The 23672-nt window shown below is 63.9% G+C and carries 22 protein-coding genes; 9 read left to right on the forward strand and 13 right to left on the reverse strand.

Annotated features, from left to right (window positions below; genetic code table 11):
• Positions 1-289 precede the first annotated feature (289 nt).
• Positions 290-1264 (reverse strand): J domain-containing protein, encoded by a 975-nt coding sequence (locus V1293_RS14560; protein WP_334510573.1) that lies wholly within the window; start codon positions 1262-1264, stop codon positions 290-292.
• A gap of 145 nt (positions 1265-1409) precedes the next feature.
• Positions 1410-1811: an RT0821/Lpp0805 family surface protein gene (locus tag V1293_RS14565; protein WP_334510574.1), complete on the reverse strand. Its 402-nt coding sequence runs from the start codon at positions 1809-1811 to the stop codon at positions 1410-1412.
• A 128-nt stretch (positions 1812-1939) separates the two neighbouring features.
• Between V1293_RS14565 and pdxH the strand changes: the two genes are divergently transcribed.
• Positions 1940-2581, forward strand: coding sequence for a pyridoxamine 5'-phosphate oxidase (gene pdxH / locus V1293_RS14570; RefSeq protein WP_334510575.1), 642 nt, complete (start codon positions 1940-1942; stop codon positions 2579-2581).
• Between the two features lie 118 nt (positions 2582-2699).
• Positions 2700-3452, forward strand: a complete 753-nt coding sequence (locus V1293_RS14575) for an SDR family NAD(P)-dependent oxidoreductase (protein WP_334510576.1) — start codon at positions 2700-2702, stop codon at positions 3450-3452.
• Between the two features lie 118 nt (positions 3453-3570).
• Here V1293_RS14575 and V1293_RS14580 read toward each other — a convergent pair whose 3' ends face one another.
• Both V1293_RS14580 and V1293_RS14585 read right to left on the reverse strand, forming a co-directional pair.
• Positions 3571-3789 (reverse strand): hypothetical protein, encoded by a 219-nt coding sequence (locus V1293_RS14580; RefSeq protein WP_247784544.1) that lies wholly within the window; start codon positions 3787-3789, stop codon positions 3571-3573.
• A gap of 130 nt (positions 3790-3919) precedes the next feature.
• Positions 3920-4897 (reverse strand): magnesium transporter CorA family protein, encoded by a 978-nt coding sequence (locus V1293_RS14585; RefSeq protein ID WP_334510578.1) that lies wholly within the window; start codon positions 4895-4897, stop codon positions 3920-3922.
• A 357-nt stretch (positions 4898-5254) separates the two neighbouring features.
• On the opposite strand from V1293_RS14585, the gene V1293_RS14590 reads away from it, so the two are divergent.
• Positions 5255-5941 carry a L,D-transpeptidase gene (locus tag V1293_RS14590; RefSeq protein WP_334510579.1) on the forward strand — a complete coding sequence of 229 codons (687 nt, stop codon included), beginning with the start codon at positions 5255-5257 and terminating at the stop codon, positions 5939-5941.
• Between the two features lie 28 nt (positions 5942-5969).
• Here V1293_RS14590 and V1293_RS14595 read toward each other — a convergent pair whose 3' ends face one another.
• Positions 5970-7136 (reverse strand): extensin family protein, encoded by a 1167-nt coding sequence (locus V1293_RS14595; RefSeq protein WP_334510580.1) that lies wholly within the window; start codon positions 7134-7136, stop codon positions 5970-5972.
• 85 nt (positions 7137-7221) lie between these two features.
• Between V1293_RS14595 and V1293_RS14600 the strand changes: the two genes are divergently transcribed.
• Positions 7222-8850 (forward strand): fatty-acid--CoA ligase, encoded by a 1629-nt coding sequence (locus V1293_RS14600; protein WP_334510581.1) that lies wholly within the window; start codon positions 7222-7224, stop codon positions 8848-8850.
• Between the two features lie 81 nt (positions 8851-8931).
• Here V1293_RS14600 and V1293_RS14605 read toward each other — a convergent pair whose 3' ends face one another.
• On the reverse strand, positions 8932-9516 hold the full coding sequence (locus V1293_RS14605; RefSeq protein WP_442894349.1) for a TAXI family TRAP transporter solute-binding subunit: 585 nt from the start codon (positions 9514-9516) through the stop codon (positions 8932-8934).
• 48 nt (positions 9517-9564) lie between these two features.
• Positions 9565-10608 carry a hypothetical protein gene (locus tag V1293_RS14610; RefSeq protein WP_334510582.1) on the reverse strand — a complete coding sequence of 348 codons (1044 nt, stop codon included), beginning with the start codon at positions 10606-10608 and terminating at the stop codon, positions 9565-9567.
• A 734-nt stretch (positions 10609-11342) separates the two neighbouring features.
• Here V1293_RS14610 and V1293_RS14615 point away from each other — a divergent pair.
• Positions 11343-12191, forward strand: coding sequence for a DUF1499 domain-containing protein (locus tag V1293_RS14615; RefSeq protein ID WP_334510583.1), 849 nt, complete (start codon positions 11343-11345; stop codon positions 12189-12191).
• A gap of 133 nt (positions 12192-12324) precedes the next feature.
• Here the strand turns inward: V1293_RS14615 and V1293_RS14620 are convergent, their stop codons facing one another.
• From V1293_RS14620 to V1293_RS14635, 4 genes are all read right to left on the reverse strand, one after another.
• Positions 12325-13248, reverse strand: a complete 924-nt coding sequence (locus V1293_RS14620; RefSeq protein WP_334510584.1) for an MBL fold metallo-hydrolase — start codon at positions 13246-13248, stop codon at positions 12325-12327.
• A 135-nt stretch (positions 13249-13383) separates the two neighbouring features.
• Entirely contained in the window at positions 13384-14598 is a 1215-nt protein-coding gene (locus V1293_RS14625) for an acyl-CoA dehydrogenase (protein ID WP_334510585.1), read from the reverse strand.
• A 193-nt stretch (positions 14599-14791) separates the two neighbouring features.
• A complete protein-coding gene (ribB, locus tag V1293_RS14630; protein WP_334510586.1) occupies positions 14792-15868 on the reverse strand; it encodes a 3,4-dihydroxy-2-butanone-4-phosphate synthase in 1077 nt (358 codons plus the stop codon).
• Between the two features lie 158 nt (positions 15869-16026).
• Positions 16027-17754 carry a cation:proton antiporter gene (locus V1293_RS14635; RefSeq protein ID WP_334510587.1) on the reverse strand — a complete coding sequence of 576 codons (1728 nt, stop codon included), beginning with the start codon at positions 17752-17754 and terminating at the stop codon, positions 16027-16029.
• Positions 17755-17830: 76 nt separating this feature from the next.
• On the opposite strand from V1293_RS14635, the gene V1293_RS14640 reads away from it, so the two are divergent.
• Both V1293_RS14640 and V1293_RS14645 read left to right on the forward strand, forming a co-directional pair.
• A complete protein-coding gene (locus V1293_RS14640) occupies positions 17831-18349 on the forward strand; it encodes a DUF3124 domain-containing protein (RefSeq protein ID WP_334510589.1) in 519 nt (172 codons plus the stop codon).
• A 71-nt stretch (positions 18350-18420) separates the two neighbouring features.
• On the forward strand, positions 18421-19665 hold the full coding sequence (locus tag V1293_RS14645) for an aminotransferase-like domain-containing protein (RefSeq protein WP_334510590.1): 1245 nt from the start codon (positions 18421-18423) through the stop codon (positions 19663-19665).
• Positions 19666-19692: 27 nt separating this feature from the next.
• Here V1293_RS14645 and V1293_RS14650 read toward each other — a convergent pair whose 3' ends face one another.
• Positions 19693-19890, reverse strand: coding sequence for a helix-turn-helix domain-containing protein (locus V1293_RS14650; RefSeq protein ID WP_442894350.1), 198 nt, complete (start codon positions 19888-19890; stop codon positions 19693-19695).
• Between the two features lie 199 nt (positions 19891-20089).
• Positions 20090-20962, reverse strand: a complete 873-nt coding sequence (locus tag V1293_RS14655) for a Bug family tripartite tricarboxylate transporter substrate binding protein (RefSeq protein ID WP_334510591.1) — start codon at positions 20960-20962, stop codon at positions 20090-20092.
• Between the two features lie 173 nt (positions 20963-21135).
• On the opposite strand from V1293_RS14655, the gene V1293_RS14660 reads away from it, so the two are divergent.
• Positions 21136-22782, forward strand: coding sequence for an FAD-dependent oxidoreductase (locus V1293_RS14660; protein ID WP_334510592.1), 1647 nt, complete (start codon positions 21136-21138; stop codon positions 22780-22782).
• A 7-nt stretch (positions 22783-22789) separates the two neighbouring features.
• The gene (locus V1293_RS14665) at positions 22790-23668 is read left to right on the forward strand and encodes a DMT family transporter (protein WP_334510593.1); all 879 of its coding nucleotides are present in this window, start codon (positions 22790-22792) and stop codon (positions 23666-23668) included.
• Positions 23669-23672: the final 4 nt, after the last annotated feature.

A 23672-nucleotide genomic window follows, 5' to 3' on the forward strand; every position in this document is an offset into this window, starting at 1 on the left:
CCGCTTGTCCCAATTCTGACATCGAAAATCTGGAATCAAAACACGGGCGCGTCTCATTAATGCACCGGGTGATCACGCGAAAATGAGCAGCGCTCGATCCGCCGATCGGCGCAAGCGGCCTCGATCGGGGTTTGGTACCGCGCTGGTCCCCCTTTCGAGGCCGCCCCTTTTTCCAAGAAACCATTTGTTTTCAAGGAAATAGGCCAAGTTTTTGGAAAAAAATTCCTGCCATGCCCCGTACGGTTCGACATATGTTTTCACGCCACGAATCGCAGCCGAATCGCTCGACTCAGCCAAAATCGCTGCGCGGGTTATAAGGGTGGCCGTCGCGCCACTTCTCCATCAATGCCTCAAGCTCGGCATCGTTCCCGTCGGGCAGAATAATTCGGGTGGTGACGAACAGATCCCCGGCTCCGCCCGCCTTGGGCAGACCCTTGCCCTTGAGGCGGAAAATGCGGCCGCTGGAAGTATTTTTCGGAATCGACAGTTCCACCGCGCTGCCGAGCGTCGGCACCCGAACCTTGCCGCCCAGCACCGCCTCATAGAGCGTAATGGGCAGATCCAGGCGCAAATCGCTGCCGTCGACCTTGAAAAAAGGATGCGGTGCGATGCTGACCGTAATCAGGAGATCGCCCGGCGGGTGGCCCGGAGCGGTTTCGCCCTGCCCCTTCAGCCGGATCTGCTGGCCGGCGATGACGCCCGCCGGAATTTTGACGTTGAGCTCCTTGCCGGTCGGCAGGCGGACGCGCTTTTCCCCGCCCTTGACCGCCTCTTCCAGCGACACCGTCATCGCGACATTCAGATCGAGATCGAGGCCGATCCCGCCGGTGTCGAATTCAAAGGTCCGGCCGCTGCCGGGACGTCCGCCCCGGGCCGCGCCGCCGAACATGCTGTTGAGGATATCCTCAAAGCCTGCCCCGCCCGTGCCGCCGGGACCGCCGCCGGTGCGGAAGGAATAGGATTCGAAGCCGCTCGCTCGACCGGCGCGGCCGCGCGGGTCGCCGCCGCCAAAGCCGCTACCAGAAAAACCCTGGAAGCGCGGCTTGCCCTCGGCGTCGATCTCGCCGCGGTCGAACTGCTTGCGCTTGTCCTCGTCGCCGATGATCTCGTTGGCGGAATTGATCTCGGAAAAGCGCGCAGCCGCCTTCGGGTCGTTCTTGTTGTTATCAGGGTGATGCTTCTTGGCGAGCTTGCGATAGGCACTCTTGATCGCCGCAGCGCTGGCGCCCCGCGGCACCCCCAAGACCTCATAGGGGTCGCGCATCCGTCAGGTCTCCTTCACGGGAATTCGGTTGTTGAAGCTTAGGACAATTCGCCCGCTTTGGCTTCATCTGGGGAGCCAGTTGCATTTTTGCAACTACCTCCAAGGCTTCACTTGAAAAAGGCTTCGCTTGAAAGATGTTCCGGCCTTATCCCCTCGTCCAGGGCTTGATCGTATGGATTTCCCATCGGCCATTGCCGGCCTTGCAGGCAGCGCCCTGCAGCCAGCTTTCCGCGCGGCCGTTGACGTAGCTCGCCAGGAAATCCCGGCAGGTGCGCCCGTCTTCCGCAGAATAGGCCTGCGACAGCGGCGTCACCGAGCCGCGCGCGCCGGTTTCCGGATTTTCCCAGGGCTGGCTTGAATCCTTGTCGCCCTTGGTCAGCACGTCGGAGGCGGCGGTGCGCGCAAAGGCGAAATCGCTCTCGGTCGGCACCGGCGGGTTGTCCGGTTGCTTGGCCAGCGAACCCGTGACGTCGGCGGCGTTCATCCTGGCGTAGGCGTCGGGGCGCGACAGGCTGCAGCCGCCCGAGCCGAGGCCGATCAAAATCAACGTTATCGCCGCGCCCCTCGGCCCGATCACCAATAGGCCAACGCGTCCCCATGCCCTATATAGGGCGTGCCCGTACCGGGGCTGCAACGCGCTCTGGGACGCGAACGGACGCAAATGGGACTCCTGCCATGACGGACACGACCTCCATCAAACACCCGGCACCGTTAACATCGGGTGATTTTACCGCGGCCGAGGAACCGTTTGCGCTGTTCGCCGAGTGGTTTGCGGAAGCGGTGAAGTCCGAGCCGAACGATCCGAACGCGATGGCGCTGGCGACTGTCGATAGCGACGGGCTGCCTGACGTCCGGATGGTGCTGATGAAAGGCTATGATACGGATGGTTTCGTGTTCTACAGCCACATCGCCAGCCAGAAGGGCCGCGAACTCGCCGCAAATCCTAAGGCGGCTTTACTATTTCACTGGAAGTCGCTGCGCCGTCAGGTGCGCATCCGCGGCAACGTGTCGCCGGTGACATCAGAGGAAGCCGACGCCTATTTCGCCACGCGGCCGAAGCAGGCGCAGATCGGCGCCTGGGCCAGCAAGCAGTCGCAGCCGCTGGAGAGCCGCTTTGCCTTCGAGCAGGCGATCGCCAAGGTCGCCGCCAAATATATGATCGGCGAAGTGCCGCGCCCGCCCGGATGGAGCGGCTGGCGCATCCAGCCACAGCGCTTCGAATTCTGGCACGACCGCCCGTTCCGCCTGCACGACCGCATCGAATTCCGCCGCGATGCGCCGGCACAAGCCTGGAGCAAGGTGCGGCTCTATCCTTAAAAACTCAGACCGTCATGGCCGGGCTTGACCCGGCCATCCACGACTTCCTTCTATGCGACAAGACAAGACGTGGATGCCCGGGACAAGCCCGGGCATGACGGAGAACAAGAGAACCTGAATGCCCTCTTCATCCAACGCGCCGCGGCGCACGCTGCTTCTGACCGGCGCCAGCCGCGGCATCGGCCATGCCACCGCGATCCGTTTCTCCTCCGCCGGCTGGCGCGTCATCACCTGCTCGCGGCATGCGTTTCCGGAAGTCTGCCCGTGGGGCGCAGGGCCGGAGGACCACATCGAGGTCGATCTCGCCGACCACGACGACACCACGCGCGCGATCTCCGAGATCCGCAGGCGGCTGGAGAACGACGAGTTGCACGCGCTGGTCAACAACGCCGCGATCTCGCCGAAGGGCCCGGGCGGCGGCCGGCTCGGCACCATGGACACCGACATCGAAACCTGGAGCCACGTATTTCGCGTCAACTTCTTCGCGCCGATCATGATGGCGCGCGGCCTGATCGAGGAATTGAAGCACGCCAAGGGCGCAGTGGTGAACGTCACCTCGATCGCGGGCTCGCGCGTGCACCCGTTCGCGGGCGTGGCGTACGCGACCTCGAAGGCGGCGCTTGCTTCACTCACGCGGGAAATGGCCTCCGACTTCGGCCGCGTCGGCGTCCGCGTCAATTCGATCGCGCCAGGCGAGATCGACACCTCGATCCTGTCGCCGGGCACCGAGAAGATCGTCGAGCAGCAGATTCCGATGCACCGGCTCGGCACGCCGGACGAGGTCGCCAAGATCATCTATGTGCTGTGCACGGAAACCAGTTCCTACGTGAACGGCGCCGAGATCCACATCAACGGCGGCCAGCACGTTTAGCCGGCGACGATTTCGTAGGGTAGGCAAAGCGAAAGCGTGCCCACCAATTCTTTCAGCGGAAGACAAATGGTGGGCACGGCGCAAGTGCGCCTTTGCCCACCCTACACGATCTTGCCGTTCACTCCGCGTAAAACTTTCGTTGCGCCGTGCGCAGTGTCGTCGCAGCAACGTTAAGCGTGCTCGAACACTCGTCCTCGTTCTCGCCGTCCGCCAGCACAGCACCGCAGTGCCGGCAAAGCCGCGTCGAGAACGCCTGCGCCTTGCCAACGACACGGCCCTGCTGATAGCGCGCCAGATCGATGACGTTACGCGGCGACATTATGAGTTTCTCAACCATGGGATCCTCGCGGCCTGAGAGACACTTTATCGCAGACAAGTTTCGACCATTCGTTCAGTCCACCGCTCAAATTTTAGCGGTGGAATTGAGCCGATCTTTCGGACGTCAGGAACCACATGGAACCGCTGTCTTACAGCCACTTCTTCCACTTGAAGAGGAAGTACGGCAGCACGGCTGCCATGAGCATCATGACAAGCGCCATCGGATAGCCGTGCGCCCATTCGAGTTCCGGCATCGCCTTGAAGTTCATGCCGTAGATCGAGGCGATCAGCGTCGGCGGCATCAGGACGACGGCCATCACAGAGAACAGCTTGATGATGTTGTTCTGCTCAAGATTGACCACGCCGAGCATGGCGTCGAGCGTAAACGTGATCTTGTTGGAGAGGTAGGACGCGTGGTCGGTCAGGGAACCGACGTCGCGCTGCATGGTCTTGAGCTGCTCGCGCATGTCCTTGGACCATTTGACGCCCTCCATCACCGCCGACAGGAAGGTGACGACGCGGCCGATCGAGACCAGGCTCTCGCGGATCTTGGAGACCAGATCCCCCTTGCGGCCGATCGCGATCAGTATCTGCGAGTATCGCTTGGCCTGGCCATGGCGCGCGCTTTCGGGCTCGAAGATGTCGTGGGAGACCTGGTCGACCTCGGCGCCGGCGCGCTCCAGAATGTCGGCGCAGCGGTCGATCACCGCGTCCAGCAGTTCCATCAGCACCATTTCGCCCGAGATCCCCGGCATGCAGGAGCGGGCCAGCTTGTGCTCGACGAGGGCAAACGGCTTCGGCTCGTCGTACCGCACGGTCACCAGGCGGTGACCGGCGAGGATGAAGGTGACGGCCGTGGTCTTCGGCATATCGGTGTCGGATTGGCACATCAGCGTCGCGGTCATGTAGCGGGCGCCGTTCTCGATATAGAGCCGGCTGGAAATCTCGATCTCCTGCATGTCTTCCCGGGTCGGCACCGCGATCCCGGCCAGCCGCTCGACCGCGCGGTCCTCCTCCATCGTCGGGTTCAACAGATCGATCCAGACCGCATTGTCCGGCAATGCCGCCGGGTCCGTGGCCGGGAACTTCTTCAGGGAGGATTCGGAGGGAACAAACACCGAAAACATGGGCAACTCCGGAACCAAGAGGTAACAGCACCAGCGGTACTAACCCGATTCTGGCAAGTGCTTCATGACCGGCGCATTAACCGCCGGTCCATATTTATGGCGGTGGGGTGGCGTTTATGGCGTCGGGGTGGCGTCGACACGGCCCCGATTTGGCCGCGCGCCACCTGTGCCTAGAAATCCACCGGAACTCGCAAAATTTGCGGCACAAAAGCCACAGCCAGCCTTCCGCAGCGCCGAACGGACGCGCAGACGCTGGCATATCAGCCGGTTTTTGCGGATAATGGCATTAATGGAATCGTCGCGTTTAAGGCGCAACACTGTTGCTGCGAACGCCAGACTTTCGATTGGAAGTGTGCCATGTCGTCGTTGAAAGTAATCCTGGGGTTGTTCGCCGTCGGCCTTGCGTTGTCCGGCTGCATGCCGGCAACCACCTATCAGGCCGCCCCTGAAGCCACCCTCAAGCCGAACGACAAGGCCCAGCTCGCCAAGGCGCGCTACGCCGTCGTACCGCCGGCGGAGCCGTTCCGCCGCGCCATCGTCGACTATCACCGCAAGGAACTGCCCGGCACCATCGTCGTCGATTCCGATAATCACTACCTCTATCTGGTTCAAGATAGCGGCAAGGCGATCCGCTATGGCGTCACCGTCGGCGAGGAAGCCCTTGCCTTCTCGGGTATCGCCCGCGTCGGCAACATGGCGGAATGGCCGAAATGGACGCCGACGGCCGACATTCACAAGCGCATCGAAGGCCTGCCTGCCTCGGTGCCCGGCGGCGTCGACAATCCGCTCGGCGCCCGCGCGCTCTATCTCTATCAGGGCAACAAGGACACGCTGTTCCGCATCCATGGCACCAACCAGCCGGAATATATCGGCGCCTCGATCTCATCGGGCTGCATCCGCATGACCAACGAGGACGTCATCGACCTCTATAGCCGGGTCAAGCAGGGTACGGTGGTTGTCGTGCTCGAACCCAAGCAAGGCGACTCGCCGTACAATTCCAAGATGGCGCTGCAGGGCGGCGGCAACATCCCGATGTCTCAGTAGCCGACGCCGGTTACGCCGCGGTCGAAGATCAGGAGCGCCGGTTTTGCCGGCGCTTCTTCTTTGCAGGCTTCTCCTCGCGCGGCGGCTCGGCCTCCTCCGATTTCTCGGCATCCGGCTTTTGAGCCTGGGACTCGGCATCATGAGCCTTGGCAGCGTCAGACTTGGCAGTGTCAGACTTGGCAGTGTCAGACTTGGCAGCATCGGACTTGGCGTCGTCCGGTTTGGCGGCGACCTCGCGCGGCGGCGCTTCGTCGGGCCGCTCGGCCGGCAGTAGCGGCGCTTTCTGCGGCAGCGGGTCCCACACGTCCCACTGGCAGATCCGGTAATTGCCGCGCCGTTCCATCAGGTCGAGATGGATATGGTCCTCGTGGTACCAGTCCGAGCCTGGACCCAGCACCGTAGAGAACCGCGTGCAGGCGGAATGCAGCACACTCTCGCGCAATCCCCGCGGCACGGTGCGGTCAGTCAGCGAGATCAAGCTGCCGTCGGCGAACTTGAAGGCGCGAACGTCGAGCGCGTTGGCGCGGCCGTGCTCGGAGAGCTTGGCGCCGACGATGCGGTTGCGGCCGCGGCACTCGAACGAATCGAAATTGTCGAGATCGGAGACGGAACTGCCGAGGCGCTCCGCCAGCGGCGCGATATCGCTGCGGATCCACTCGGCCAGCGCAGACGCCATGGGACAGCGCAGGATCGCCGCCGGCTTCACCGAAACCCGCCGCTTGTCCGGCAGCACGATCGCCTCCAGCCGCACCAAATCCTCGCCACCGCAGCCGCCGTTGCCACGGATATCGGGAATGCTTGGGGCGATGGCGATGGCGTCCGTCAGCGCCAGCCGGCAGGCGGATGGCTCCGGCGTGGGCGGCGGTGCGGGCGCGGCCTGCTCGCCGGGCTTGCCGTTCGGGGGAGACGCCTGCTGCTCCTTGTCCGGCTTGTCGCGCTCGGCTGAAGGGGCCTCGGCCGGGCGGGGCTTGGGCAGCGGCACCGCCGCGCGGCGCGCCGCCGGCCGCGGCCTCGACGATACGTCCCTGAACAGGTCTGCCCACGGCGCCGAGTGGGACGCTTTCGCGGCCACCGCCGGCCCGGTTGGCATGCCCAGCAGGAGCGCGACCGCCGCAACGGTAACCATTGCCGGTTCGATGCGGCGAAAGGCGCCATAAGCCCATTTTCGGCTTGCGTTCTGCGCGGTAAAGTTCATGTCAATTCCATGAACCCACCCTGCGGTCCGCCCGTATAGTCGGCGGATCGTGCGGCAACGACAAAACCATCGGAGGGAAGTGCGTATGCTTGGATTGATGCAAGACTGGCCTTTGCTGTGCCATCGGATTATAGAACACGCGGCGAAGTACCACGGCACGCAAGAGGTCGTCACGCGGTCGGTCGAAGGCCCCATTCATCGCACCAATTACGCCGAAATTCATGCACGCGCACTGAAAGTATCGCAGCGGCTGGACCGCGACGGCATCAAGCTCGGTGACCGCGTCGCCACCATCGCCTGGAACACCTGGCGCCATCTCGAAGCCTGGTACGGCATCATGGGGATCGGTGCGATCTGCCATACCGTCAATCCGCGGCTGTTCCCCGACCAGATCGCCTGGATCATCAACCATGCGCAGGACCGCGTGGTGATGGTCGATATCACCTTCGTGCCGATCCTGGAAAAGATCGCCGCCCACCTGCCGAGCGTCGAACGCTACATCGTGCTGACCGACAAGGCCCATATGCCGCAGACCACGCTGAAGAACGCGGTCGCCTATGAGGACTGGGTCGCGGAAGCGGACGGCAAGTTCAAGTGGAAGGACTTTGACGAAAATACCGCGGCCGCGATGTGCTACACCTCGGGCACCACGGGCGATCCCAAGGGCGTCTTGTATTCGCATCGCGGCAACGTGCTGCACGCGCTGATGGCCAACAACAAGGATGCGCTCGGCACATCCGCATCCGACACCATGCTGCCCGTGGTTCCGTTGTTCCACGCCAATAGCTGGGGCATCGCCTTCTCCGCGCCCTCGATGGGCACCAAGCTGGTGATGCCCGGCGCCAAGCTCGACGGCGCTTCGGTCTACGAGCTGCTGGACTCCGAGAAGGTGACGTATACCGCGGGCGTTCCGACGGTGTGGCTGATGCTGCTCAACCACATGGCCGCCGGCAATCTGAAACTGCCGCATCTGCGCATGGTGGTCTGCGGCGGCTCGGCGATGCCGCGCACGATGATCAAGTCGTTCGTCGACATGGGCGTGCAAGTGCGCCACGCCTGGGGCATGACCGAAATGAGTCCGATCGGAACGCTAGCCACCCTGAAGCCTCCCTTCAACACGCTCACCGGCGAGGAGCGGCTCGACATCCTACAGACCCAGGGCTACCCGCCGTTCGGCGTCGAGATGAAGATCACCGACGATGCCGGCAAAGAGCTGCCGTGGGACGGCAAGACCTTCGGCCGCCTCAAGGTGGCCGGCCCCGCCGTCGCCAAGGCCTATTTCAAGATCGATACCAATATCCTCGACGACGAGGGCTTCTTCGACACCGGCGACGTCGCGACCATCGACCAGCACGGCTATATGCGGATCACCGACCGCTCCAAGGACGTCATCAAGTCCGGCGGCGAGTGGATTTCGTCGATCGATCTGGAAAATCTCGCGGTCGCCCATCCCGCGGTCGCGGAAGCGGCCGTGATCGGCGTCTACCATCCGAAATGGGACGAGCGTCCGCTCTTGATCGTCCAGCTCAAGGCCGGCCAGCAAGCGACGCGCGAGGACATCCTGAAATTCATGGATGGCAAGATCGCCAAATGGTGGATGCCCGATGACGTCGCCTTCGTCGACGGCATTCCCCACACCGCAACCGGCAAGATCCTGAAGACCGCGTTGCGCGAGCAGTTCAAGAGCTACCGCTTCCCGAACGCGGCAGCGTGAGGCGAAGCCGGCTCTCAATTCAGAAAGGCCGCCTTCCCGCAAAAAAGCTAATCTCCGCATATTATGCGGAGATTAGGACCTCTATTCCCCGCAAACGGGAAAGCAGGTCGGCACGACGTGGCGGGTCGTAGAACGGGGCGGCCCGCCCGTTGCATATACCGCCACGATCGTGGCCGCTAACAGCCCTGGAGCGTTGCAGGCGGCCAGGATCGCCGGCACCGCGACGGTGTCGACACGGCCGCCGGGCGGGATCAGCAACGGATAGTCCTCCGCCCTGAGCTCGGCCGGCAGATAATCGCCCTGCAGCGGCCCGCTATAGGGATCGGGACGAAATGCAGGCTCTCCTCCCTTCACCTGGCTGACGGCCCTGGACGGGCTTCCCTGCACGGCTACGACGGCATCGAGTTCGCCGTTCTTCAGCTTCTCGTAGGCGACGCGCTGCTCGATGAAGGCGTAGGCCGGCTTGATGCCCAGCCGTTCGAAGATCGTGATGGCGGTGGTGACGAACGTGCCCCCGTTCGGCAGGTCGACCGCGACGCGCCGGCCGTTCAGATCGGCGAGGCTGCGGATCGACGTCCTGGCGACGACGTGCATCTCTTCATTGCAGAGCTTGGTGATATAGGCGAACTGGCCGCGGATGTTGCCAGTGTAGCCTTTCCGTTCCAGGTACTCGAGCGTGTCGGCACGAGCGCGTGCGAACGCGCCGCGTCGAAATCAGCGCGAGCGCGCCAGCGCTTCCAGCTTTCGCTGCGCGTCGGGTTCGCCCCATTCCTTTGCCCGCTGATACCATGTGCGGGCCTGCGCGGCGTCCGCCAGCGGACCGTCGGCGCCGATCTGCCGGAGCAGCGCCGGATCATAGGTCGTGCCGACGAGCAAGGCCGCCCGCGCATCCCGCGCCTCGGCGCCGCGCATCAGCAGCAGCCGCGCCGACTGGACGTCGCCGCTGGCGAGCAGATCCTGTCCGCGTTTGATCAAGGCAGCGACTTCCCTCGGATCGAGGCTGCGCACGACCTCCGCCTGCAGCGCGGGCATCGCCGACGGCGCGGCCGTAGCCACGGCAACCGGCGGCGCCACGGCGACCGGCGGCGGCACGACAACTGGCGGCGGCACGGCAGCCGGCGGCGCCGCGGCGACCCTTGGCGCTGCTACCGCGGCAAGGCTTGGCGGCGCCTGCCAGGTCAGCCGCGTGGAGGTGCCGGTGAGCGCCACGCCGGCACCGTCACGCAATTCCGCCGTGACCAGCATCTGGCCGGTGAACCCGTCAGGCGGAATGACCGAAACGCCGGAAATCTCCGTCGCCGGCACGCGCCACTCGCTGCCACCGACACGCTTGCCTGACGTCAGGCGTGCGCCGGCCGTCAGTCCGCTGATGGATACGAACGCGTCGGGCGGCGGAGCGCCGACGTGAATGCCGAGCGGCACCGGATCGTTGGCAAACCCGCTGCCATCCTGCACGGCCAAAGTCGGCGTGCGCTTCGGCGGTGATGCCGGCTGCGGCGCCGGGGTAACCGACGATTTTACCGACTGCCAGGCGGCCGCCAGCGACGCGTTGTCCTGGCCGGCGGGCCGCTGCGAAGACGGGATGGCCATGACGAGAAGCGTCGCTATGCTCGCCGCAATCGCCACCGCGATCGAGAAGCGGATGACCTGCTGGAGCAGCGCGCGCCGACCCGACAGGTCGCGGAGCACGGACGGCGCTTCGACCGGCGCCATGTCCCTCGACTCCTGCATCGCCTGCGCGACGGCTTTGGTGAACATTTCGGAATCCTGGCGGCGTGCAGGCTTGCTAAATGGTTGCAAGGGCGGTCCTTCCGTCGGCATTCGCGGACGCCACCCGTCGTTCGGCATGAGCATCGGGCTCGGCTGCTCGCTGGCCGGCCGCTCCCTCATCTCGCGCGGCGCATAATATTCCGGATCGCTCGGACCGACATTTCTTTCGTGCTTTGCGTCACTCATACTGAACACTCGCCCTGATGGGGCTTTCCGCCACCCCGCGGACGTATGCCGATTGCGCCTTATGATCCCTGAAACTCCGGAAGGGCGCAACCGTAAGCTTACGGCTTCGCCCAATAACATGAACCGGAAGTTGAGATCATCCTGCAGCACTTGCGGCTGACGCCCGCCGTTTCCCCTTTGGGTTGGTGTTCGCCGTGTCCGGTGCAGGACAGTCCCGTGTTGCGGCAAATACGACAACCCGGAGGCGAGAGGTAGACGAAAGTTGGACCAACTTCAATCTACAACTAATAATCAATTTACAGGGATGGTTAACCGGGAAGGTTGTCACAGCCCGCGATGACCCGATTAGCAGCGTTTTCGAGCGAAAGCCTGCCCCGGACTTGATCCGGGGTGGATACCCGGTTCGCGTCAAGAAGCCGCGTCAAACAAGAAGTATGTCGCGCAAACCTTGAAATTCGCGCCCCGCCGTGGTCTCAAGCTGCGAGTTTGCAGCCCGGCCCGCCCGCCGGCCAGACTCCAACCCGGCAGATTTACCGATGGCCCGAAGGTTTTCCGCTCCCTACCAGTCGGAGCCCGTGTCCAGCCTCGCCACCTGGTCGCGCAACCTCGCTATTTTCGCTGTGGTCGCGGTGGTGGTCTCGATCCTCATCGTCCGCTTCGGCTTTCTGGAGATGAAGCCGGCGCTGGCGACCTTCTTCGGCGCGCTCGGCTGCGCCGTGCTGTCGATCCTGGTCGGCCTCGCCGCCTTTGCTGCAATCTGGCAGAACGGGTCGCGCGGCATGGGCCGGATCCTGCTGGCGTTCCTGATCAATACCCTGCTGCTTGCCTACCCGGCCTACCTCGCTTTGCAATACCGCAAGCTGCCGCCGATCCACGACATCACTACCGATCCGATCGATCCGCCGCGCTTCGAGGCCCTGGCGCGCTTACGCAGCGGCGAAGGCGCCAACTCCGCGGTCTATGCCGGGCTCTATTCGGCCGAACAGCAGCGGATCGCCTATCCCGATATCGAGACCGTGGAGCTCGAAGTCCCGCCGCAGCGGGCCTATGAGGTAACGCTGGCGCTGGTCACCAAGCGCAAATGGCTCGTGATCGACGAACGGCCGCCGCAGCTCCCGCGCCGCATCGGCCGCATCGAGGCGGTGGCGCGGACGCCGATCATGGGATTTCGCGAGGATATCTCGATCCGCATCACGCCCGACGGCGAGGAATCGCGCGTCGATATCCGCTCTTCCTCGCGCTATTTCGAAAGCGACCTCGGCAGCAACGCCGCGCGCGTCTCCAAGCTGATCGAGGACATCAATTCGGCCGTCGACAACGCCAAGCCGGCGCAGAAGAAACCGCAGGCGCCGGCCAAGGTGCAGCCGAAGACGGTGAAGAAGTGAAAGCGCGTCATTCCGGGGCGCGTCTTAGCGCGAACCTCAGGTGCGCAATTGCGCACCGGGGAATCTCGAGATTCCCCGATGTGCAATTGCACATCTGAGGTCTGGTCCCTACGGACCATCCCGGAATGACGACCTAACCATTCGCCATCCGATACGTCCCGCCGATCACCGGATCGCCGTCCGTCGCCACGATCCCGCGCGCGACCAGGTCTTCCAGGTGAGCCAGCACGGAATAGCCGGCGGCATTCGTCAGCCGCGGATCGATGCCGATATAGATCGCGCGCACCATGGTCGGGATGTCGGCCTCGCCCTTGGCGAGGCGATGCAGGATCGAGGCTTCGCGGGCCTGGCGGTGCCGGGTCAGGAAACGGACGTAACGCGGTCCTTCCGGGATTTCCGGCCCGTGGCCGGAGAAATACAGATCCTCCTCGCGGGCTTCCAGCCGCGCCAGCGAGGCCATGTAGTCGATCATCGATCCGTCCGGCGGCGCCACGATCGAGGTCGACCATCCCATCACATGGTCGCCGACGAAGTTGATCTTCCGCTCAGGCCACGCGAATGCCAGATGATTGGCAGTGTGGCCCGGCGTTGCGACCGCCTCCAGCGCCCAGCCCTGCCCTTCGATGACGTCGCCGTTCTTCACTTCGATATCGGGCCGGAAATCGCGGTCAGCACCTGACTCCGGATTGTGCTTCTCGCTCTCGAAGCGCGGCCGCGAGGCGCGATGTGGCCCCTCCGCATAAACCGGCGCGCCGGTAGCGGCCTTGATCCGCGCGGTGTTCGGCGAGTGGTCGCGATGGGTATGGGTGACGAGAATATGCGTCACGGTCTCGCCGCGCACGGCGTCGAGCAGCGCCTTGGCATGTGCTTCGTCATCGGGCCCGGGATCGATGATCGCGACCTTGCCCTTGCCCACGATGTAGCTGACCGTGCCGGTGAAGGTGAACGGGCTCGGATTGTTGCAGAGGACACGCCGCACGCCGGGGCGGGCTTCGTCCACAACGCCGGGCTTGAGCGGGAAGTCGCGGTTGAACGGGATGTCGTCGTTGTCGGCCATGGGAGCACTCGTGATTTGCGGATTTTGCTTCCGTCATGCCGGCCTTGTGCCGGGCATCCACGCTCTTCTCTTTGGCACCAAGACGTGGATGGCCGGGACAAGCCCGGCCATGACGAGGTTTGGTGCATTACGCCTTTACGAAAACGCCTGAATGCCGGTGATCGCCCGGCCCAGGATCAGGGCGTGGACGTCGTGGGTGCCTTCGTAGGTGTTCACGGTTTCCAAATTCGCGGTGTGGCGCATCACGTGGTACTCGATCTGGATGCCGTTGCCGCCGTGCATGTCGCGGGATACCCGCGCGATGTCGAGCGCCTTGCCGCAATTGTTGCGCTTGACGATCGAGATCATCTCCGGCGCCATCTTGCCCTCGTCCATCAGGCGGCCGACGCGCAACGAGGCCTGCAAGCCCAGCGCGATTTCCGTCTCCATGTCGGCGAGCTTCTTCTGCACCAGCTGGGTTGCCGCCAGCGGCCGGCCGAACTGCTTGCGGTCGAGCGTGTACTGGCGGGCGCGGTGCATGCAGTCTTCAGCGGCGCCCATCGCGCCCCAGGAAATGCCATAGCGGGCACGGTTGAGGCAGCCGAACGGGCCCTTGAGGCCGGATACGTTGGGCAGCAGCGCGTCTTCCGGCACCACCACGCCATCCATCACGATCTCGCCGGTGATCGAGGCGCGCAAGGAAAGCTTGCCGCCGATCTTCGGCGCCGACAGGCCCTTCATGCCCTTCTCGAGAATGAAGCCGCGGATCTGGTTGTCATGCGCGGCCGATTTCGCCCAGACGACGAAGACGTCGGCGATCGGCGCGTTGGAAATCCACATCTTGCTGCCGGTCAGCTTGTAGCCGTCGGAAACCTTCTCGGCGCGGGTCTTCATGCCGTTGGGATCGGAACCGGCGTCCGGCTCGGTCAGGCCGAAGCAGCCGACCCACTCGCCGGTCGCGAGCTTCGGCAGGTATTTCTTGCGCTGGTTCTCGTCGCCATAGGCGTAGATCGGGTACATCACCAGCGATGACTGCACCGAGTTCATCGAGCGATAGCCGCTATCGACGCGCTCGATCTCGCGCGCCACAAGGCCATAGGCGACGTAGCTCGCGTTCGCACAGCCATATTCCTCCGGCAACGTGATACCGATCAGGCCGAGCTCGCCCATCTCGTTGAAGATCTCGCGGTCGGTCTTCTCTTCGAGATAGGCCTTGACGATGCGCGGCAACAGCTTGTCCTGCGCATAGGCGCGCGCGGTGTCGCGGATCATGCGCTCGTCTTCGGTGAGCTGGTCGTCGAGCAGGAACGGGTCGTCCCACTGGAAAGAAGCCGCCGCCGGCTTGTCCTTGGCTTGAGGGCGCACGCTCATGAAAATCCCTTTCGCATCACTGTCCTCATGGAAATTGTCCATAAATTAATGCGCTATCGGCAGAAGCGCAAATGGATTGGGTGATCGTCATTCCGGGATGGTGCGCAAGCACCAGACCTCAGGGGTGCAATTGCACCCCGGGGAATCTCGAGATTCCGGGTTCGCGCTATCGCGCGCCCCGGAATGACGGTGTTCATCCCTCCAACTTTTCGTTGGAGACGATCTCGATGCCGAAACCGGACAGTCCCTTGTAGTCGTGCACGGACGACGTGAGGTTGACGATCGAGGTGATACCGAGATCGCGCAGGATCTGGGCGCCGACGCCGACTTCACGCCATTGCCGGTTGCGATCGGCCTCCGCGGTTTTCTGTTCGCCGACCGGCTCGACGGGAACCCCGGCTGCGCCGTCGCGCAAATAGACCAGCACGCCGCGGCCGGCTTTCTCGAAATGGTTCAGCACGACCTGCATGCGCGCCTGGCCGGTGAAGAGATCCTTGACGATGTTCGGCTTGTGCAGCCGCGTCAGCACATTCTTGCCGTCGCCGATGCCATTATAGACGAAGGCGACATGCGCAATCTCGTCGAATGGCGAGCGATAGGCATAGCCCTGCAGCGGCCCGATCGGGCTGTCGGTGGTGAAGGTCGCGACCCGCTCGATCAGCTTTTCGCGCGCCTGGCGGTAGGCGATCATGTCAGCGATCGTGACGTGCTTGAGCTTGTAGGTGGCGGCGAAGCGCGCGACCTGCTCGCCCTTCATCACGGTGCCGTCGTCGTTCATCAACTCGGAGATGACGCCGACCGGCGGCAACCCTGAAAGCTTGCAGAGATCGACCGCCGCCTCGGTATGGCCGGAGCGCAACAGCACGCCGCCGTCGCGGGCGATCAGCGGGAAGATGTGGCCGGGCCGGGCAAAGTCGTTGGCGCCGGCATTGGGATTGGCGAGCGCGCGGCAGCAGGAGGCGCGCTCGTCCGCCGAAATGCCGGTGCCGCCATCGGGCTTGTAATCGATCGAGACCGTGAAGGCGGTGGTATGGCTGGACTCATTATGCGCCACCATCGGATCGAGCCGCAGCCTGCGGGCGTCGTCGGTGGTGATCGGCGCGCAGACGATGCCGGAGGTATGGCGGATGATGAATGCCATCTTCTCCGCGGTGCAGAGCGAGGCCGCGACGATCAAATCGCCCTCGCCCTCGCGGTCGTCATCGTCGGTCACGACGACGAGCTCACCCTTGGCAAAGGCTTGCAGAACTTCCTGGATGGTATCGGCCATTTTCTCTGGATCTCGCTATCTTCAGCCAGTGCATTAGCCGGACTCAATGGTCTGCGCCAGCGTCAATACGCAGGGCAGAACGGCGTCCGCAGGCATACCAGGATGCCAGCCCGTGGCCCGGATGGAGCGCAGCGCAATCCGGGCTACGCAGGCCCATTTTACGGCAGTACCTCGCGGCGCTCGCTGAGCAGCGCGTCGGTCTCGGCGCGCTTGTCTTCCAGGAGGCCGGCCTGGGCCGCCTCGATCACCTTGTACATCTCATGGGCGTCGCTGAGCCGGGTCACGGTCACGTAGTCGGCCCCGGCGTCGTAGAGGTCGTTGACGTCAGCCAGGACCTCCGCGGTGGCGACGATCTTGGCGGTCGGGTTGAGCGAACGGACATGCCGGACCAGCTTTTCGTTGTCGGCGCCCTTCAACAGCGAGTCCGGGATGCTGAGGATGATCAGTTCGGACTTGCCGACGCCGGCATGCACCAGCGTGTCCACGTTGCTGATGTCGCCGTAGACCACGTGCATGCCGCGGTCCGTCAAGGTCCGGAACACCAGCGGATTGAAATCGATCACGGTGATCTGCTCGAGCACATCAGGACTGCGGCGCTCGATCTCGCTCAACAGCGCGCTTGCGGCGCGAAAGAAGCCAAGGATGACGATCCGGCGCGCCTCCCCGTGCCCGCCCTCATGGCCGGCGTCGGCTTCATGCTTGTGATCGAGATCGCGCAAGCCGATCCGCTTCAAGGGACCGATCAGGCCCCGCGTGACCTGGTCGCTGCGCGCCATCACGAAGGTACTGAGCACCGCCAGCACCACGAAGGCGAACGACGCCGCGCTCGACGTCTCGGTGCTGATATGGTTTGCGGTCACGCCGGTCTGGATCACGACCAGCGAGAATTCCGAGATCTGCGCCAGGTTGATCGCCGGCAGCAGGCTGGCGCGCAGGCCCTGCTTCATCAGATAGAGCGGCGCGAACGTCGTCACCACGCGGCTGACGACCGTAAACGCCGCGATCATCAGCGCCAGCCCGATCACCGACGCCCCCGGGATCGGGATCGTCATGCCGAGCGAGACGAAGAACAGCGTGATGAAGAAGTCGCGCAGCGTCGTCACCTTGGCGGTGACGTCGAGCGCATAGGGGAATGTCGAGAGCGAAACGCCTGCCACCAGCGAGCCCATCTCGCGCGACAGATGCAGCTTTTCGGCGATCTCGCCGATCAGGAAGCACCAGGCCAGCGCGCCGAGCAGGATCAGTTCCGGCCGGCGCGCGATCTGGTGAAACAGCCGCGGCAGCACGTAGCGGCTGAGCACGAGCGCAGTCGCCACCAGCACGCCGACCCGGCCGATCGACAGCAGGATCACGCTGATCTGCAGGTTATCGAGGCTGGGCTGCACCGCCAGGAACAGAATCGCAAAAATGTCCTGCAGCACCAGCACGCCGAGCGTGATCCGCCCGGGCAGCGTGTCGAGCTCGCGCTTCTCGTACAGCACCTTGACGATGATGACCGTGCTGGAGAGTGCGCAGGCGATGCAGAGATACAGCGCGTCGAAATGGCCATTGCCCATCGACAGGCCGATCCCGACAAAGAACAATATGCCGAGCAGGACGCCGCCGATCAGTTGCCCGCCCGCGGCAAACAGGATGACCTTGCCGGCGCGCACGATCTTCTTCAGGTCGATTTCCAGCCCGATCATGAACAGCATGAAGATCAGGCCGAGCTCGGAGATGACGTTGATCGATTCCTGGGACTTGACCCAGCCCATGCCGAATGGACCAATGAGGAACCCGGCGATAAGGTAGGCCAGGATCAGCGGCTGCCGGGAAAAATGCGCCAACAGGCCGAGCACCCAGGCGAACAGGATGCATAAGGTGATATCGCGAATAAGTTCGTGCATAGGTCCGGTCTTGCCCCTACCCCAACCTAGAGGTCCCGGCGCGGGGGTCAAACAAGCAATGTGTCACAGCCATGGAATGAGGGCTTTTCTCGCGATTCTGGCCGCACTGTCGATACTATATTCCCCCGCTGCGGCCGCGCAGAGCGGGGCCATCGAACAGAACTTCGCCGCCTCCCTCACCGCGATGCCCACAGAAAACCTCGCCGTCACAGGCGCGTTCTACGTGCCGGTCTATTCCAGCGTCGCGATGAGCCAGGGCAAGCTGCGGGCGGATTTTTCGGTCACGCTCAGCGTCCACAACGCATCCGAAACCCGTCCCCTGGTATTGAAGCGGGTCGCCTATTTCGACACAGCAGGCAAGCTCGTGGAGAGCTACCTCAAATCGCCGGTTGCGCTAAAACCGTTCTCGACGATCGAGGTCTTCATCGCCGCGAATGACGTGCGCGGCGGAACGGGGGCCAATTTCGTGGTCGACTGGGCGGCCACGGGCGAAATCGCCGAACCTGCGGTCGAGGCGCTGATGGTCGGCGGCGTCGGCGCCGGACATTATGCCTTCATCAGCCAGGGGCGGCCGATCAGGATCATCAAGAACTAGCCTGCAAGAGACTAGCCTGCCGGAGGGCCGCACGGCCTTCTCAACGAAAAACAAAACGGGAGTGAATATCCATGTCCACCGCAACCCCCTTCGATTTCGCGCCATTGCTGCCCGCCGGATTGCCGGCCCCGGCGGCGCGGTGGACGGGCCTTGCCAAATACAGTTTCGTCGGCGGCAACAACGATCCCGACCAGGTTCCGGTCGACGGCCTGATCGACGCGGTCAGTGCCGTGCTGAGGCGCGAGGGCAAGACGCTAGCGACCTACGGGCTTGCCAGCGGTCCGCAGGGCTATCGTCCCCTGCGTGAATTCCTCACCGCAAAACTCAAGCGCGATGCAGGCATCGCCTGTGCCGCCGACGACATCATGATCGTGTCGGGCTCGCTGCAGGCGCTCGATCTCGTCAATCAAACGCTCCTGGCGCGCGGCGATACCGTGCTGGTCGAGCAGGAGACCTATCAGGGCGCGCTGACCCGGCTGACACGGCTCGGCGTCAAGGCGGTCGGCATTCCCCTTGACGACCACGGCATGCGGATGGACGCGCTGGAGGCTGTTCTCGCCGACCACAAAAGCCGCGGCATCACGCCGAAATACATCTACACCATCCCGACCGTGCAGAACCCGACCGGTTCGATCATGCCGGGATCCCGGCGCGCGGAGATGCTGAAGCTGTCGCAGCAATACGGCGTGCCGATCTTCGAGGACGATTGCTACGCCGATCTGGTCTGGAGCGGCGAACGCCCGCCCGCGATCTACGCCATGAGCCAGCATGGCGGCGTGATTCACATCGGCTCGTTCTCGAAGTCGATCGCCCCCGCCCTGCGCGTCGGCTTCATCGTCGCGCCCTGGGAAATGATGTCTCGGATGCTGGCGCTGAAAACCGACGCCGGAAGCGGCGCGCTGGAGCAGATGGTGCTGGCGGAATATTGCGCGCCGCATTTTTCCACCCATGTGCCGAAACTGACGCGCGGCCTGCGCGCCAAGCTCGGCACGCTGATGGAAGCGCTCAACGCGCAGTTCGGCACCGCGGCCGAATTCGAAGCGCCCGAGGGCGGCATCTTTCTGTGGGTGAAGCTGCCCGACAATGTCGACACGCTAAAGCTCTATCAGGCAGCGCTCGCCGCCGGCGTCGCCATCAACCCCGGGCCGGAATGGTCGACCGACAAGGCCTATGCCGGCAGCCGGCTGCGGCTGTGCTTTGCCAGCCCCTCGCACGAACAGATCCGCGAGGGGGTCGCCCTGCTCGCCGAAGTCTGCCGCAAAGAGTTTGGCGTGCCGGAACGAATTGCGAATGTGGAGAAGCGCGCGCGGAGCTGAGCGCTCGGGCTCAACCTGTCGCACACGCTATTCGCAGCGAAACACGAGCGCGATCCGCAACAGCCGCACGATCGAGACGTTGCCCTTGCCCGCCTCGATCTGGGCCACGAAGCGCTCGGAAAGGCCGGACCGGCGGGCGAGCTCCCGGCGCGACATGCCGCGGAGCGCGCGCATCTCGCGCACGCGGTTGCCGAGTTGCTTGAGAAACTCACTTTCGTAAGGCAGGCGGCCGTCCTCGTCGCGCAGGACCGGCCGGACGGGACGGTTCAAACGCGCGTCGGTATGGGACAGGCTTTCGCTACGTGCCACGCTCGATCCTTTCACCCGCCATGATCGCGAAGCAAAAGGGCCGCCGCATTGATCGGGATCAAATGCTGACGCCCTGTGACTTGAGCACGCGGTGCCGGGCTGGAGCTGTGGCGTCTTATTCGGTTTTGATGCCGGCCTCGGCGATCAGCTTGCCCCATTTCGCGCTTTCGCTCTGGATGAATTTTGCAAAAGCCTCGGGCGACGAGGGCGCGGGTTCGGCGCCGAGAACGCGGATTTTTTCGACCGCGGCGGGATCGCTCAACGCCTTCACGAAGGCGGCATTCAACTTGCCGATGATCTCGGGCGGCGTGCCGGCGGGCGCAACGATCCCGAACCAGCCGACGGATTCGAAGCCGCTCAGGCCCTGCTCGGCCAACGTTGGCACATCGGGCAGAAAGGCGACGCGCCTGGCGGCGGAAACCCCGAGCGCCTTCAGCTTGCCGTCGCCGATCAATTGCCTGGATGCGGGAATGTCCAGCACCGCGAGCGGGACATGGCCGGCGAGAACGTCCGTCGTCGCCGGCGCGGTGCCGCGATAGGCGATCAATTGGATTCCGATGCCGGCCTTCTGGTTGAACAAGGCCGAGGTCAGATGCATCGCGGTGCCGTTGCCGCCATGGCCGATCGACAGGCCCTGCGGTTGCGCCTTGGCTTTCGCAATGAGATCCGCGACCGAGGCAATGGCCGACTGCTGCGAGGATACCAGCACGAACGGGATTTCCGCCAGCATTGTCACCGGCGTCAGATCCTTGACCGGATCGAACGGCATCGCCGCGCGGTTGAGGTGGGGATTGACGGTCAGCACGCCCGCCGCCGCCACGCCGAGCGTGTAGCCGTCAGGCGCGGCCTGCGCCACGACCCCGATTCCGATATTGCCGCCCGCGCCCGCCCGGTTCTCGACGACGATCGGCTGGTTCAGGGATTCCGCGAGCGCCGGCTGCAGGGCGCGGATCACGATATCGGCGCTGCCGCCGGGCGGAAACGTCACGATGATCTTGATCGGTTGATCAGGATATGCGTTTGCTGCTTCAATCGTAGACAGCGACAAAACAACAACAAGGGCATGGATCATGCCTCGCCGGATCGACGGAAACATTCAGGGTCCCCCGATGATCTCTGTGGCACTTAGTTATGCATGATCGTCAAGGGGCAGCAAGCGACATGGTCAAGACTCGCGTTCTGGTGGTGGGGGCCGGTCCGGTCGGACTCACTCTGGCAATGGACCTCGCAACGCGGGGAATATCTGTAACTGTCGTGGAAACGCGCGCCGCCGGGGAAGCGCCGAGCGTGAAATGCAACCACGTCTCGTCGCGTTCGATGGAAATCTTCCGCAGGTTAGGGGTGGCGCGGAAGCTGCGCGACACCGGACTGCCGGCCGATTACCCGAACGATTGCTCCTACCGCACCACGGCAACAGGCATCGAGCTCTCGCGCATCCTGATTCCCTGCCGGCGCGATCGCTATACCGCAGCGAGCGGGCCGGATACCGACTGGCCGACGGCCGAGCCGCCGCACCGCATCAACCAGATCTATATGGAACCGGTGCTGTTCGCGCACGCGGCTTCCATCGACGGGCTTCAGATCCTGAACCGCACCGCGTTCGAGGATTTCAGCGAGGGCAGTGACGGCATCGTTGCGACCGTCCGGAACCTCGACACCGGAACCGCCTCGCAAATTCATGCCGATTTCATCGTCGGCTGCGACGGAGCGCGATCGCTGGTGCGCAAGGCGATCGACGCCAACCTGCAGGGAACGCCGATCATCCAGCGTGTGCAATCGACCTATATTCACGCGCCCGCCCTGCTCGCCCTGATGGACCAGCCCGCCTGGATGACGCTGGCGCTCAACCCGCGGCGCTGCGGCACGGTGGTTGCGATCGACGGCCGGGAGAAATGGCTGATCCATAACCACCTCAATCGCGAGGACGAGACCTTCGAATCGGTCGATCGCGACGCCTCGATCCGCGCCATCCTCGGCGTCGGCCCCGATTTCGAATACGAGATTCTGAGCAAGGAAGATTGGGTCGGCCGCCGCCTGGTCGCCGACCGGTTTCGCAAGGGGCGCGCGTTCATCTGCGGCGACGCCGCGCATTTGTGGATGCCCTATGCCGGCTACGGCATGAATGCCGGGATCGCTGATGCGACCAACCTCGCATGGCTGCTCGCGGCCTATCTGCAAGGGTGGGCTGATATCGCCATTCTCGATGCCTATGAAGCCGAGCGCCTTCCCATCACCGAACAGGTGTCGCGCTTTGCGATGGAGATGGCGGGCAAGGTTTTGAGCCAGCGCCGCACCGTTCCCGATGAAATCGAGCAGCCGGGGCCGGCGGGCGACGCCGTCCGCAAGCAGGTCGGGCAAGCCGCCTATGATTTGAACGTGCAGCAATATTGCTGCGCCGGCCTCAACTTCGGTTATTTCTACGATCGCTCCCCGATCATCGCCTATGACGACGCCGAGCAGCCGGGCTTTACGATGGCGAACTTCACGCCATCCTCGACGCCGGGATGCCGGCTTCCATTCGCGAAGCTATCCGACGGCCGGCCGGTCTATGACGCGCTCGGGCCGGGCTACACGCTTTTGCGTTACGATCCGGATGTTGCGGTTGCGCCATTGACTGACGCGATGCGCAGCAGCGGCGTGCCCTTCAACATCGTCGATATTCCCGACGCGCAACCGCCCAGCGACCACAAACTGATCCTGACGCGCACCGATCAGCACGTCGCCTGGCGCGGCGACGCCATCCCTGACAATCCCGCGCACCTCCTCGGCAAGCTGCTCGGCCGAAGCTTCAACCTCAGTCCAGATTGATTGCCTTATGGCGGAGGCGCGCTCCCAACATCGCATAGGCATAGCCCTCGTCGTCGCCGCCGCCATCGCCTGGAGCACGGCGCCGTTTTTCACGCGGCTGCTTCCCTATGACTCCTGGACCATCCTGTTCTGGCGCGGATTGTTCGCCAGCGTCATGATCGTGGCGATCATGCTGGTGCTGCAAGGCCGTGCCGGCCTGCGGGATCTGATCAGGATGAGCAAAAGCGGCTGGCTGGTCGCGTCGTTGTCGGCATCGGCCATGATCGCCTTCATCCCGTCGCTGCAACTGACCAGCGTGTCCAATGTGGCGATCATCATCGCAACCGGCCCCTTCGTCACCGCCGCGCTCGCCTGGGTCTGGTTGCGGGAAGTTCCGCACGTGCGAACCATGATCGCGAGCGTCGTGGCGCTTTGCGGTGTCGCTGTCATCGTCGGCAACGCACGCGTCGGTTCCGACATCCTCGGTGTCGCGCTCGCCTGCTTCATGACGCTGGCGATTGCCGCGATGACGGTCTTGCTCCGGCGGCACAAGAACACGTCGATGGTGGCCGCCGCCGCGTTGTCGAACGTCCTGGGCAGCATCGTCAGCATTCCCTTCGCCCGCGAAATAGGCGGCGTGACCGGGGCCGATATCCTGATTCTCGCGATGTTCGGATGCTTTCAGGTTTCGCTGGGCCTCACGCTGTTCTTCCTCGGCTCGCGCCTGCTGCCGTCGGGCCAGGCCGCCCTGATCTCCACACTGGAGACGCCGCTGATGCCGTTCTGGATCTGGGTGGGATTTGCCGAGCTTCCCGCGCTGCGGGTTTTCATCGGCGGCACCCTGGTGATGGGCGCCGTCATTGCCGACATCATCGGCGATATCCGCACGGAGCGGCAATCAAAGTGAGCGG

The sequence above is a fragment of the Bradyrhizobium sp. AZCC 1693 genome, from assembly GCF_036924745.1.
Taxonomy (GTDB): domain Bacteria; phylum Pseudomonadota; class Alphaproteobacteria; order Rhizobiales; family Xanthobacteraceae; genus Bradyrhizobium.